This window comes from Klebsiella sp. 18074 (assembly GCF_902705905.1).
GTDB classification, from domain to species: Bacteria; Pseudomonadota; Gammaproteobacteria; order Enterobacterales; family Enterobacteriaceae; genus Klebsiella; species Klebsiella terrigena.
In genome coordinates this window covers 180,220-193,777 of the sequence record NZ_CACSIS010000001.1, presented here as the reverse complement: position 1 = coordinate 193,777, position 13,558 = coordinate 180,220, and the positions used below count along the sequence as shown (strand labels likewise).

The 13,558-nt window shown below is 60.4% G+C and carries 8 protein-coding genes; 3 read left to right on the top strand and 5 right to left on the bottom strand.

What is annotated here, in order from left to right; all coding sequences use genetic code 11:
- Positions 1–35: 35 nt before the first annotated feature.
- The 3 genes from bcsE to bcsG are packed head-to-tail and all read left to right on the top strand — an operon-like array spanning position 36 to position 3,462.
- The gene (bcsE, locus tag GVK32_RS00890) at positions 36–1,592 is read left to right on the top strand and encodes a cellulose biosynthesis protein BcsE (protein WP_159864220.1); all 1,557 of its coding nucleotides are present in this window, start codon (positions 36–38) and stop codon (positions 1,590–1,592) included.
- Positions 1,589–1,786, top strand: coding sequence for a cellulose biosynthesis protein BcsF (gene bcsF, locus GVK32_RS00885; protein ID WP_159864217.1), 198 nt, complete (start codon positions 1,589–1,591; stop codon positions 1,784–1,786). The genes bcsE and bcsF overlap by 4 nt, the downstream gene beginning before the upstream one ends.
- On the top strand, positions 1,783–3,462 hold the full coding sequence (gene bcsG / locus GVK32_RS00880; protein WP_159864214.1) for a cellulose biosynthesis protein BcsG: 1,680 nt from the start codon (positions 1,783–1,785) through the stop codon (positions 3,460–3,462). Before bcsF ends, bcsG begins: the two co-directional genes overlap by 4 nt.
- Before the next feature lie 55 nt (positions 3,463–3,517).
- On the opposite strand, the gene GVK32_RS00875 is transcribed toward bcsG, so the two are convergent.
- The 5 genes from GVK32_RS00875 to bcsA are packed head-to-tail and all read right to left on the bottom strand — an operon-like array spanning position 3,518 to position 13,554.
- Positions 3,518–4,519 carry a glycosyl hydrolase family 8 gene (locus GVK32_RS00875; protein ID WP_159864211.1) on the bottom strand — a complete coding sequence of 334 codons (1,002 nt, stop codon included), beginning with the start codon at positions 4,517–4,519 and terminating at the stop codon, positions 3,518–3,520.
- A gap of 11 nt (positions 4,520–4,530) precedes the next feature.
- Positions 4,531–5,007 carry a cellulose biosynthesis protein BcsD gene (bcsD, locus tag GVK32_RS00870; RefSeq protein ID WP_165973037.1) on the bottom strand — a complete coding sequence of 159 codons (477 nt, stop codon included), beginning with the start codon at positions 5,005–5,007 and terminating at the stop codon, positions 4,531–4,533.
- Positions 5,007–9,059, bottom strand: a complete 4,053-nt coding sequence (locus tag GVK32_RS00865; protein ID WP_159864208.1) for a cellulose biosynthesis protein BcsC — start codon at positions 9,057–9,059, stop codon at positions 5,007–5,009. The genes bcsD and GVK32_RS00865 overlap by 1 nt, the downstream gene beginning before the upstream one ends.
- Positions 9,056–11,446 carry a cellulose biosynthesis cyclic di-GMP-binding regulatory protein BcsB gene (gene bcsB, locus GVK32_RS00860; protein ID WP_159864205.1) on the bottom strand — a complete coding sequence of 797 codons (2,391 nt, stop codon included), beginning with the start codon at positions 11,444–11,446 and terminating at the stop codon, positions 9,056–9,058. The genes GVK32_RS00865 and bcsB overlap by 4 nt, the downstream gene beginning before the upstream one ends.
- A complete protein-coding gene (gene bcsA, locus GVK32_RS00855) occupies positions 11,443–13,554 on the bottom strand; it encodes a UDP-forming cellulose synthase catalytic subunit (protein WP_159864201.1) in 2,112 nt (703 codons plus the stop codon). The genes bcsB and bcsA overlap by 4 nt, the downstream gene beginning before the upstream one ends.
- Between the last annotated feature and the right edge of the window lie 4 nt (positions 13,555–13,558).

The following is a 13,558-nucleotide window of genomic DNA, read 5'->3' as shown; positions in this document are numbered from 1 at the left end:
TAATCCAGTATAAATCAGGGCTCGCGAGGGGCGTCGTGGATATCGTATATACTTTGGGTATTTCGTCATTATGGGACGAGGTCAGCCATATGCCCGTGGGTGGGGTATGGTGGCTCAACGTTGACCGCTATGTTGATGCGGTAAGCCTGCTCAACCATACGCTGGCCGCACAGGCTAAAGACGGCAGGGTTGCAGCGATCGTAATGGGTGATAAACCAAGTAAAATCATTTCATTAGATAATAATAGCGGCCCGGAAAAAATCGTCTTATTTACCCTACCGAACCTCACGGAAGGGTTAGAAGAAATGCATCGTGATTTACTTTGTTCGCTGGAACCTGGCAATTATCTCTTTATTCTGCTATGCGCTGAAAATGCCTGGCAAAATATTAAAAGTGAACAATTATGCAAGTGGGTAGAAAAATCAGCACGGTGGGCCAAATACCACAATTGCGCCTTGTTAGTACTTAATTCGGGTAATGATAATGATAAGCAGCTGTCCCCGCTATTATATCAGTATCGTTCTCTTTCTGGTCTCGCCAGCATCCGCTATCAGGGCGATAACTTCCTGTTTGATATTGCCTGGTGGGGCAGTGAAAAAGGAATGAGCGCGCAGCAACAGCTGGTTGTTTTACAAGGCGAAGCCGGATGGCGGCTGGCGCAGGACGAAGAAACTCTCGTCCAGCCGCGCAGCGATGAAAAGGTCATATTAAGCAATTTACGCGTCCTTGAGGGTGCCCCGGCGCTGTCGGAATACTGGACGCTGTTTGAGACCAACGACGCCGTGTTTAACGCCGCCAGAACGGCGCAGGCGGCAACCCTGCTGTTTAGCGTGACCCAAAATGTACAGATAGAGCAGCTGGGGCGCTATATTCATACCCTGCGCCGTCAGCGCGGCAGTGCATTAAAAATCATCGTCCGTGAACAAACTCCCAGCCTGCGCGCCACCGATGAACGGCTGCTACTCAGTAGCGGCGCTAATATGGTCATCCCGTGCGGCGCACCGCTTTCTCGCTGCCTGACGCTCATTGAGAGCGTTCAGCAACAGAAGTTTAGCCGCCATATCCCGGAAGATTTCGCCACCCTGATGACCTGGAGTCAGCCGCTCAAGCTGCGCGGCTATCAGAAGTGGGACGACTTTTGCTCTGCGGTCTATAACATCATGGCCAACACCATGCTACCTGCGGACAGCAAAGGCGTGATGGTCGCGCTACGTCCGGCGCCGGGCCTGCGTGTGGAGCAGGCGCTAACGCTTTGCAAGCCCAACCGCATGGGCGATATCATGACCATCGGCAACAACCGGCTGGTGCTGTTTCTCTCATTTTGCCGCATCAACGATCTGGATACGGCGCTGAACCATATTTTCCCGCTTCCTACCGGCGACATATTCTCTAATCGCATGATTTGGTTTGAAGATAAACAAATCACGGCGGAGATTTTGCTGATGCGCGGCATCACGGCGGATAAATGGAACACGCCGCTGCCCATAACGGTAGGCAAAAACGAGACGATCAATGCCACCCACGACGGGCGCAGCTGGCGCCGGATACCGGAGCCGCACCGGCTGTCCACTGACGTGGAGCAAAAATCATGATGTCTCTTAGCGATATTATTCAGCTGGTGGTGCTCTGCGCGCTGCTGTTTTTCCCGTTAGGTTACCTTACGCGCCACTACCAGCGCCGTATCCGCACCACCTTACGATTGATGTTCTTTAAACCCCGTTACGTTAAACCGGCTGGCGTACTGCGCCGGAATACGACGGCTAAGCAAGGCAAAGTGAATAAATGACCAATCCAAAAACTACCGCAACGCCGCTTCCGCTCTGGCAATACTGGCGCGGCCTTGCCGGGTGGAATTTCTACTTTCTGGTGAAGTTTGCTCTGCTATGGTCGGGATATCTTAATTTCCACCCGATGCTTAACCTGGTGTTTCTCGCCTTTTTGCTGGTACCGCTGCCGAAATATAAGCTGCACCGCCTGCGCCACTGGGTGGCGATCCCCGTGGGTATCGCGCTGTTCTGGCACGACACCTGGCTGCCCGGCCCGGAGAGTATTTTCAGCCAGGGCTCCCAGCTTGCCGGCTTTAGCGCGGATTATATCTGGGACCTGGTGACCCGCTTTATTAACTGGAATATGGTCGGCGCCTTCTTTGTGCTGCTGGTCCTGTGGCTGTTTATCAGCCAGTGGCTGCGCGTCACGGTGCTGGTCTCGGCGATGATGATATGGCTCGCCGTCAGCCCGCTGCTCCCCTCCTTTACCCTGTGGCCCGCCGGCCAGCCGACGACGACGACGGCAACCACCGCGGTCATCACCGCCACCAACGCCGGGGGAACGGCGGCGGGCAGCGCTTCCGCTAACGGCGATATTCCGCCGCAGACCGAACCGCCCACTTCCGCCAACCTCACCAACTGGCTGAATGCGTTCTATGCCTCGGAGCAGAAGCGTAAAACGCCGTTCCCACAGCAGCTGCCGGCGGACGCCCAGCCGTTTGATCTGCTGGTGATTAATATCTGCTCCCTGTCATGGTCCGATATCGAAGCCGCCGGGCTGATGGACCATCCGCTATGGAAGCACTTTGATATCGTGTTCAAAAACTTTAACTCGGCGACCTCCTACAGCGGCCCGGCGGCGGTTCGTCTGCTCCGCGCCAGCTGCGGCCAGCTGTCGCATTCCAACCTGTATCAGCCGTCGGGCAGCGAGTGCTACCTGTTTGAAAACCTGGCGAAGCTCGGCTTCAACCAGCAGCTGATGCTGGGCCACAACGGCCTGTTTGGCGACTTCCTGAAGGAGCTGCGCAGCCTGGGCGGCATGCAAAGCCCGCTGATGGACCAGAAAGGTCTGCCGGTTAACCTGCAGGCCTTCGACGGCTCGCCGGTGTATGACGATCTGGCGACCCTGAACCGCTGGCTGGAAACGGAAGATAAGCAGGGCGATGCGCGCACCGCGACCTTCTACAACATTCTGCCGCTCCACGATGGCAACCACTTCCCGGGCCAGAGCGAAATGGCCGATTACAAGGTGCGCGCCCAGAAGCTCTTTGATGAACTGGACAACTTCTTTACCGAGCTGGAAAAGTCGGGCCGTAAAGTTATGGTGGTGGTGGTGCCGGAGCACGGCGGAGCGCTGAAGGGCGATAAAATGCAGGTCTCCGGCCTGCGCGACATCCCAAGCCCGTCGATCACTAACGTTCCGGCGGCGGTGAAGTTCTTCGGCATGAAGGAACCGCGCCAGGGCGCGCCGCTGGTTATCGATCAGCCAAGCAGCTATCTGGCGATCTCTGAGCTGGTGGTTCGCGCCCTCGACGGCAAAATGTTTACCCAGGATAACGTGAACTGGCCGCAATACACCGCCAACCTGCCGCAGAGCGCCGCGGTATCGGAGAACGCCAACGCCATCGTCATTCAGTATCAGGGGAAACCTTACGTACAGCTGAACGGCGGAAGCTGGGTTCCGTACCCGCAGTAAAACGAAAAGGCCGCAGGGTTTTCCCCCCGCGGCCCGTTGAAACGCCGGCAGCTACCTACCGGCGGTCGTTCTTCGCCAGCCAGACCAGCATCTTCAGGCTGGCAGAGTAATAGTCATCCTTCGCGCTAAGCTGTGGATCGTCCTGCGCTTCACCGATGGTCAGGTCGCGAACGGCCAGCAGGCCGCCGGTCATAAACCACGGGGCGACGTTGTTGGTATTGACGTTGACCCACGCCGGAGTCTGCAGCCGCGGATAGCTCTGAAACCAGCTTTTCCACGGCGTCAGCAGGGCGCTTTGCGGATCGGCCCAGTAGAGATAAAGCGGGATGCGAATCGCGTCGTAGCTCATCCGGGGCGGCCACTCCTTTGCCGGCTCCATTCTGCCGTCCGCTCTCAGCGCCACCCAATCGCTGGGCAGCTGCGCCTTACCCCACGCCATTTTACCCAGCAGCGCCTTCCCGTCGCTCTGCAGCTTACGCCACGCCGTCAGGTGCGTACGCGCGGCAAAGGCCTGCCATGCGGGGAAAATAAAGTAGGAGGGATTGAGGTTGACATGATCGTTGCGGTTGAAGCCCTTCGCACCGGGCAGCATCACCTGATGACCGGCAAAGGTGATGACCGTAGACTTCAGCAGCGACGCGGTAATGGCATCTGAAGCGATGCCGTAGGATTTATCACCCCACTGCTGCTGGGCGCGTAGCAGCGCCCACGCGATCAGGGAATCGCCGTCGGTCGCATCGTTTTTATCCGCAATAGGGTCCGGCGCGACGGGGTTGTAGCGCCAGTAAAATAGCCCGTTGTCTTTATTACGCAGCGTTTTATCCGTCCACTGCCACAGCTTATCAAAGGCAGGGCGGTCGTTTTTGGCGACCGCCAGCAGCATGGCGAACCCCTGCCCTTCGGTATGGGAAACGTTGCCGTTGCCGGTATCAACGATCCGCCCATCGGCCATCATAAAACGGGATTTATAGCTTTCCCAGGCGGTATCTGCCCACGCGCGGGGAAGCATCATCATCGTCGTCGTAACCATGACTGCGACTAAAGCACGCAAGGACATAAGTGCACTCGTTATGGATGAAAATAGAGAAACTGAACGTCAGACACAGAAAACAGCCGCTCACGCCGTAACACGACGTGCGCGCCGCCGCCCTGTCCCCTCAGCCAGCGGGAATAAAGCCCTTCGAGTATGGCACAGAATGCATTACACCAGCGCACGCGACGCGCTTCGTCGCGGCTGACCGGCATCGCCCGATGGCGCAGCCGCAGCCCGTCATCGCCGACGTCAACGCTGACCACGCCCCACTTGAAGCGGCTCAGCAGCTGGTTGATATTGGCCTCCAGCTGGCCGACCGTCTCCGATTCCGGTAGAGGATAGTTGTCCGCCAGCTCTTCACCCATCTGGCGCAGAAAGGGCTGACTCTCCAGCTCGCCCGCGTTGCTGAGCATGCCATCCACCATAACAATCAGCAGATCGAACCATCCGGCAGGGGTCTGCTGCTGCTGAAACCAGGCCAGCGCCTCCGCGTTATTATTTTCCGTCATGATCAGTTATCTCCTAACATATAGCGGATATAAAGACCGGCGGTGCTTTCGTTATAATCGCCGAAGGTGTCATAGCCCACCTGGCCGCCAAGCGTCATCTGTTTGTTTACCTTGTAATCCGCACCGGCGCGCAGGGTATAGCCAATGCCGCTCTTCGAGGTTGCCGAGTAGTAAGCTTCCTTGGCGTACCCGTTCGTTACCGCGGTTTCCAGGGTCCGCTGCCACTCGGAGTTGGTCGGGAAGTAGGCGCTCTTATCCTGGCTATAGGACTGGTAGCCCACCGAACCGCCCAGCTTCATCGTCCAGTTGTCGTATTTCTCCGTCAGGTTGACCGGCAGCGAGACGCTCACGTAGTTTTGCGGGCTGAAATAGCCCCCCTGACCGTAGGTGAAGTAGCTCAGGTTTTTCGAGTAGTCCATGTAGCTCATGCTCAGGCCGGTCTGCAGCTGACGATACTCGTCGTGGTAAGGCCGCAGATAGACCCCGGCGTTGGCGTTAACGCTGGTGTTGCTGGCAACGTTGTCGCCAATATAGCTATAGCCCCCGCCGCCGACGTAGAAACCGGCGTCACCGTCATCGTAGCTCAGCTGCAGGGTGCCGCCGTTTTTCGTCACCTGGCCCCAGTTTTTCCCCGAGTAGGAGTCTTTAAGGCCGACGTAGGAGAGCAGGCTGTCGGTCAGCGAGCGGCGCTCGCCGGTGAAAATCAGCGACAGATAGTTAGTCAGCTTCGGCGACCACTTCACGCCCCCGACGACGGTGTTCAAATCCTGGCCCAGCGGGGTACTGCCGATGTCCACGCGGTAATCATCCCCGCTCAGCGCCAGCGCCAGCTCGACGCCGTTGGCCTTCTGCGAGTCCGTCGAGCCGCTGGCCTGGTCGACGTTCGGTTTCAGGTTGGAGGAGGCCAGATAGCTGGCAACCTGCCCGGAATCATAGGCTCCCAGCTTCGCCAGATTCTCCATGCCGCTGCTGGTCGTGGCGTTAAAATCGGAGGCGTTCAGCGTCCCCAGCGAGCTCAGCGCCGAGGCCCCTGGATTGCTGGCAAAGTACGTCGTCCGCTCGGTATCCGTCATCGCCGCAATCGCCGCCTGCTCGCTGGTGGCGGTACTAATCATACTGGAGACCGCATTAGAGAGCGGGTTCGCGCCGTAGCGCCGCCACGCGTCGCCGGTCGCGGTCCCGGCATTCAACGTGATCGGCGTGACCGTGAAATCAAAGCGCGAATCGCCAAACGGCGACGAGGACCAGGTCAACGGCGTTTTCATTTCCGTCAGCTTGCTGGTACCGGATTCGCCATCGCGCCCGCGCACCTCCATGCCGCCCTGCAGCCAGCTGCCGGTTTTTTCCTGCAGCGACTCCATCATGGTATCCACCTGACGCAGCATCCGGGTCTGCGCGGTTTCTACCGGCAGGTCGGGACGCTGGATCCCCGGCAGCGAGGTCCCGGCGCCTGCCGATACCTGCGAGACCTGCCACGGCATATACTGCCCGTAGGTCGAGGCCGTCCGCGTCGCCGTTGGCGTGCGGGAGACACCGACGAAGGGGTTATCCACCGCCAGCACGCCGCCAACGGTCGGCGTTTGCGCGCTGTTGCTGCTCTGCAGACCCAGCAGCTTGCCGCGCGCGCTGCGCAGATAGGTCATCGCCTGCTGATGGTTACCCTGCGCCTCTTCGACCCGCGCCAGCAGCAGCAGGCGGTCCGGAGAATTATCCTGACGCAGCCCGCCGGCGAGCTGCTCCGCACGGCGGCTGTCGCCGGACGACAGCGCAACGTCAATCGCCCCGCTGCGCGCCGCCTGATCCGGCGTATCGCGGGTCATCAGATAGTCGTAAACCACCCCGGCTTCTTTGTTCATTTTGCCGCTCTGGTAGAGGCGCGCCATCGCGAACATCAGGTCGGTATTTTGCGGGTCGCTTTGCATCGCGCCCATCAGCTTGTCATACGCCGCGGCGTAGTTCCCCTGCTCGCGCAAATGATCCGCTTCGTTAATCACATAGCCATTACGAATGCTCGCCAGCTGCGTCGGCGTACTGCTGGCCTGCAGCTGCGGGTTGCTTAACAGATTCTGCGCTTCACGGGTCAGGCCCGCCTGATTCAGCACCGTCACCTGATCGGCATAATCGCCGGCGTTGCCCGAGATCCCGCCGCTGATATTGTTGCGTACCAGCGAGACGGCGGTCGTGACATCGCCGCTCTGCGCCAGCAGTCGCGCCAGCTTGCCGACGTCCGCCGGCGATTTCGGCGGCGTGGCGGCCATCGCCCGCAGGGTGTTGGAGGCGGCAACCGTATTGCCCTGCGCCAGGTAGTTTTGCGCCGTCACCAGCTGCAGGTTGTAGTTCACCCGCTGATGGAGATCGCGCATCTGGCCGGTCTGGCTGGCGGCGGGAATACGCCCCAGCAGCGTTTGCGCCTGCTGCCAGCCGCCGTTTTCGCTGGCATACAGCGCCGCGGCGTACAGCGAGGTGCTGCTGGCGCCGGGACGCCAGGCCGCCGCCATCGTCGAGGCGGCCTCGCTCTCGTTGCCCGATTTTTGCAGCAGCCGGGCTAAATCAAGCCGCATCCAGGCGTCATCCGGGTAGCGGGATACGCCCTGGCGCAGCAGCGCGATGGCGCCGCTCACGTTGCCGCTGCTGGCCTGCTCCTGCGCCTGCCGGCGCAGCGAATCCCCCGGCATACCGGTCACCACGCGCGGCTGCAGTTTTTGCTGCAGGCTCTCCGGCAGCGTGCGCAGCATCGCCTGCGCCTCCGCCGTTTTATTCTGCTCGCGCAGAACGTAATAGAGGCTCTCCCGCGCCGGGCCGTTTTGCGGCTGCTCGTTGAGCAGCGAACGCAGCGTCTGCTCTGCCTGCGGCAGGTCTTTGTTATGCCGCAGAACGTCGGCGCGGAACAGCTTCGCCGAGGTGCCTCGCGTCCCGCTCTGCTGGGCCAGCGGGGCGGAAAGCGCCAGCGCCTGGCTGATATTGCCCTGCTTATAAGCCAGCTGTGCCTGGGCCAACTGGCCGTAGAACAGCGCATCGGCAGCCTGCTGGCGCCTTGCTGCGGAATCATCGCCGCCGAGATCCGCCGCCCGGGTCAAATACTGCGATGCCGCCTGGAAATCGCCGTTACGCTGCGCGATATAGCCCATGCCGGCCAGCGCATCCGCATCCTGCGGGTTGGTTTGCAGCACCTGTTCAAACTGCTGCTTCGCGGCGGTGGTATTGCCGCTGTTGAGGTTGGCATACCCCTCCCCGCGCGCCAGGCCACTGAGCCGCTGGCGATAGTAGTTCTGCACCTCGGTATCCTGCGGGTGGCGCTGCATCCAGGTGTCGTAAAACTGCTGATCTCCGGACTGCGGCCCCAGCCACAGCAGCGCCTGGCGCAGCCCGCTGTCGGCATCTTTGCTGCCGCTGGCCATCGGCTCCAGCATCGCAATCCCTTCCCGACGGGTGTCCTCACGCCAGGTCAGCGCTTTACCCAGAGCCACGCGCGGCGCGTTCTCCTGCGGATGCTGCGCCACGTACTGGCGCAGTTCGCCGATCGCCTGCGAATAGAGCGCTTTATCGCTGGCCATCGTCATGTAGTATTCGGCCGCCAGGCCCGACGGTGGGACGTTGCCGTTAAACATGCTGTGCCAGGTGGCGAGGGCGGCGGGCACGTTGCCGCTGCGCGCCTGCTGCCTGGCGAGACTCAGCTGCCCCTGCGGCACCTGGGTCATTTTTTTGGCATTGTCGAGCTCCTGCAGGCTGGCGCTGTTCGGCGAGGTTTTCGCCAGCCGCGCCCGCCACTGCGCCGCCGCCTGAAGATCGCCGCCCTGCTGCGCCCAGAGCGCCATCAGGTACAGAGCCTGAGTGTTGTTGGCATCCACCAGCAGCACCTTTTGCAGCGACTCCATCGCCAGTTCGTCGTGGGATTTTTCATGCCAGTAGTTGGCCTGGGCAAAAAGCGCCTGCAGCGCGGCATCGTTGCTCGCGGCAAGGGCATCGCCGAATGCGCCTAGCGTCAGCGCGCCTGACAGGCAGAAGGTCGATAGTCTGCGGGTTGCCCTGCTATTCATTTTGATCGCTCGTTTCATTGGCCATCCCCCGAACTCAAACGCTTGCGAGCATGCCGTTTAAACATGGCGGTTAACGCCAGGCCGATTATCGATGTGGCGAGAAGCCCGAGGATCGCCAGCAGGCCAGAATGCTGGTTAGCGTACCAGATAGCCATCATGTACCAGGGCATCTGCCCGCTTGGGAATGGCGTGCTGACCTGGAAGCTGCGTACGCCGTTATCGCTGGTGATCACCGCCGTATCGCCCCGAATGCCGGCGTTGATCCGCGGCGAGTCGAGGTCGCTTTTCAGCCTCGCGAGCTGATCGTCATTGCTGGCCATCGCCACCACCACCGTACGCTGGGAATTCCACGGCGAACGGTAGCTGATAAAGCCGCGCCAGGCGCTGCTGGAGGAGAAGTAGCGGTCGGCATCGACGCTTGCGAAGGTCCAGTCGCCGGTCAGCCAGCGCTGTACCTTCGCCCAGCCTCCCGACTCGCGGACGCTGAGCTGGTTATCCACCGGATTGTAGGGAGAATTGGCCAGCAGGCGCTGGTTAAAGGTTTTCTGGTCAAGGGCGCTGACCGCCAGCACGTCGCGATCCCGCAGGTATTGCAGGCCCGCGCCGCCCTCAGGAACCCCCAGCACGACCCGGTTGTTGGCTAGCGCCGTGCCGGTGGCGTTACCCGAACGCGCGGCCAGGTTTAACAGGGTCGCTACCTGCGTATCCGACGGCTGCTCCGGCAGCAGCAGCACGGTTTGCGAGTAGTCCGCCAGCCGCGAGAACGGGAACGAGGCGCCGACGAAATAGGAGAGGTTCGGCAGCAGCGAGAAGTGCCGCGTGTTGCTCAAATCAATCCATGAGTCGTCGGTAATGCGGCTCTTGATGTTGTTATTCAGCAGCACCGAGCAGGGAGCGTTATCCTTCGGCACCACGTTGAAGTAGAGCGAGAGCTGGTTATCCCCGTAGATCAGGTAAGGCGCCAGTGGGATGGTAAAGCGCTCCTGGCGGGCATCGCCGCCCAGGTGACGCCACAGCTTCTCCAGCGGCCCCTGCTTGTTCATCGGCAAATTGTGCAGGAAGGTGTTGTTCAGCGTGACGCTCAGCAGCGACTTGTCTTCGTTGATCCAGCTTTCGGACGGGAAGCGGTAGCTAATCTGCAGGGGAATGGTTTCGCCATCCCACAGGTAGAGATCCGGCGCCGCGCGGAAAGCGACGCGCAGCGGTTCATGCCACACTCCGCTCACCGTCGTGCTTTGATCTTTACGCAGCAGCTCGCTGATTTTGACCGGCCGATCGGTTGGGATCCAGCGCGGGGCGTCGTACGGTTTACCCAGCGGAATGGCCTGCGGCTCCACCGTCATGCTCGCGGTCTGCGGCGCAATGTTGCCGCGGGTCAGCCGCCAGGCCGCCGCGCGCAGCGCCGCATCGTTCCGCCCAACGATCAGCAGCAGCTTATAGCTCGGGTTGCCGGGGTTATCAACAACCTGCAGCAGCGGCCTGTCGGTTTGCGGCAGAGTCAAACCGCCCACCTGATCGCCCGGATGGCCGATGATAATGCCGTTTCGCTCCGGCAAACGGTCGCGCAGGGCGTTGAAAGCAATCCCGCGATAGTCCGCCTGAATACCCAGCCATGACGACAGCAGCGCCGCCGTGCTGAAGATATCCGCACCCGCGTTTTGCGGGTAGGCGACCGCGATATCCGCCGGGGTCATCTGCATGCTGTCGAAGAACGGCCGCGGGAAGAAGCTCAGGTCGTTGCTGATATTCAGCGGCTGGCTTTCCCAACTAAAGCGCGAGGCGGGTAAAACGGTGATGCCGGAGGTGTCGCGCGCGTTGAGCAGACACTGCATGGCGTCGCCGTCGTTCACCTTAAAGCTTAAATTATTGCTCGAGACCATCAGCGCGGCCGGGATATCGAGCTGAAAGTGCGAGATATCGGCGCCGTTCGTACCCAGCGGTACCGTACCCAACGGCTGGCCGTTGAGCATTAGCTGCAGGGTGGCGTTGCGGGCGGCCATCTCCGGAGAAACCCGGACATCCAGCATCAGCTCAGCGTGGGTGACCACCTGATCGGAGGGCAGCGTAAAGCTCGCGCCGCCCTGCAGCTGGCCGCCGCTCAGCATAATGCCGTCCGGCATCCCCATTTGCGCCAGATTCAGGCTGCCACCGACGATCGGCGTTAGCGGCACCACTTCCGGAGCGGGGTTACTGACCGGTGGCATCGCAGGCAGGGAAGCCGGCTCCGGCGTCGATTCGGCTTCTGCCGCCGTCGGCGCCGCGCCCTCATCAGGCGCGCTATCGGTCGCCGCGTCCGGCAGCGGGAAGTTCAGCGGGGCCGAGGGATCGGCCGGGGCCTCTTCGCTATGCAACGCGGGGGCCGAGAGCATCCCCGCCAGCAGCGCAAGGGTCGTTAATCGCTTCATAGATGCCCCTCCTCCTGCGCGGTCTGCGCAGCAGAAGGTTGCCGACGGCGGTCACGCCGCGTTTTCCAGGTCAGCCAGAAGAGCTCAAATACGCAGCGCAGGATAGTGGCGAAAGAGCGGAACGGCTTATCCTGCGGACGCGGCGGATTAATCCACGCGTCGGCGCGGGCCAGCACCACGCGCACCAGCTCGCGGCGCAGGGAGAGCGGGATATTTTCATCAAACTTGAGGCGAATAAAGCGCGCATCCGCGGTGACCTGCTCGGCCGGAATAGAGATCGCCCCTGACTGCAGAATCAGCTCAATCTCTTCAATTTTATCCTGCAGGTGGCGATCGTCAGGCACGGCGATACGGCAGCCGCCCATCGACAGATCGGCGGTATGGCTGCGGGAGACAATGCCGCTGGCATAGTGGATGAGCACCGGGATATCGACATCAATACGGATCGTTTTACGCACCTGGCGGGTTTCCCGCGCCACCGCAATCGCCGCCAGCAGGAAGATCAGGCTGTAGACCCCCCACCCGACGTTCAGCGCGATAACGTTGGGATCGGAGCCGAAATAGTCATGGCCGATGGCGCGCACGAGACCCACCACCACGCCCGCGCCCAGCAGGCAGGCCACCACCAGATGCGGCCTGACCACGGTAAAGTCGAAGTAGCCGACGTCCAGCAGGCCGCCCTTATCGGTGACGTTGAATTTGCCGCGTTTGGGGAAAATCATCGTCACCAGCGTCGGCAGCACCAGGTGGAATGCCAGAACGATGTCGTAAATTTCACCCCAGAAGCTGTAGCGGTAGCGGCCGTTCATCCTCGAGCCAACGTAGATGGCCAGGAACAGGTGCGGCAGGGCATACGAGACGATCAGGCTCGCCGAGGAGTAGATAATGTTCAGGTTAAACAGCAGGTAGGCCAGCGGTGCGGTAACAAAAACCACGCGCGGCAGCGCAAACTGGTAGTACAGCATGGCGCTGAGATAGCACAGACGCTGCTGGAAGGTCAGCCCGCGGCCAAAGAGCGGGTTATCGAGGCGGAAGATTTGCGTCATACCGCGCGCCCAGCGGGTTCGCTGAATGACGTGCACCACTAAGCGTTCGGTGGCTAAACCGGCCGCCAGCGGGATATCGAGGAACGCTGATTTCCAGCCCAGGCGCTGAAACTTAAGCGCGGTGTGCGCATCTTCGGTGACGGTTTCTACCGCAAAACCGCCAATCTGCTCCAGCGCTTTACGGCGAATAACGGCGCAGGAGCCGCAGAAGAAGGTCGCGTTCCAGTTGTCGTTGCCCTGCTGGATTGGGCCATAAAACAGCATCCCTTCATTGGGAATATTGCGCCCAACGGAGAGGTTGCGTTCAAACGGATCCGGCGAGTAGAAGTAGTGCGGCGTCTGCACCAGCGCCAGCATCGGGTCCTTGAGGAAGCCGCCCACCGTGGCCTGCAGGAAGACGCGGGTGGCGACGTGGTCGCAGTCAAACACGCAGATAAGCTCGCCTTGCGTCAGGGTCATCGCATGGTTCAGGTTGCCCGCTTTGGCATGTTTGTTGTCGTTGCGGGTGATATATCCGACCCCAACGTCGGCGGCAAACACCGCAAACTCGCTGCGCTTACCGTCGTCCAGCAGATAAATTTTCATCTTATCCGCTGGATAATCAATGCACTGCGCGGCCAGCACCGTATCGCGAACCACCTCGAGCGGCTCATTATAGCTGGGGATATAAATATCGACCGTCGGCCAGGTGCTCATATCGTCCGGCAGCGGGACGATTTCGCGCTTCAGCGGCCAGACCGTTTGCAGGTAGTTCAGTATCAGCATCACCCAGATATAGACTTCCGCCATAAAGAGCCCCATCCCCAGAATCGTTTCAATTCCGGAGTTAAAATGCAGGGTTTGCGTCAGGCGGAAATACATATAACGGGTCGACATCAGCAGCGAAGTCACGACCATAATAACGGAAATGCTGCGATTCTTACTGAAGCCCATTAAGAACAGAATGCCGATACTCAGCAGACCAAAAATATACTGCTTTTGGCTGTCCATCGGCGTGATAACGACCAGTACGGCAACCGGAGACAGCAGCAATACCAGCAACCAGAAAAGTGACTTTTTCATTCAG

What these genes read in the sequence shown, in the direction of transcription:
- bcsF (WP_159864217.1), top strand. Translation starts at nt 1,589, where the DNA reads ATGATGTCTCTTAGCGATATTATTCAGCTGGTGGTGCTCTGCGCGCTG.
- bcsG (WP_159864214.1), top strand. Translation starts at nt 1,783, where the DNA reads ATGACCAATCCAAAAACTACCGCAACGCCGCTTCCGCTCTGGCAATAC.
- GVK32_RS00875 (WP_159864211.1), bottom strand. Translation starts at nt 4,519, where the DNA reads ATGTCCTTGCGTGCTTTAGTCGCAGTCATGGTTACGACGACGATGATG.
- GVK32_RS00865 (WP_159864208.1), bottom strand. Translation starts at nt 9,059, where the DNA reads ATGAAACGAGCGATCAAAATGAATAGCAGGGCAACCCGCAGACTATCG.
- bcsB (WP_159864205.1), bottom strand. Translation starts at nt 11,446, where the DNA reads ATGAAGCGATTAACGACCCTTGCGCTGCTGGCGGGGATGCTCTCGGCC.
- bcsA (WP_159864201.1), bottom strand. Translation starts at nt 13,554, where the DNA reads ATGAAAAAGTCACTTTTCTGGTTGCTGGTATTGCTGCTGTCTCCGGTT.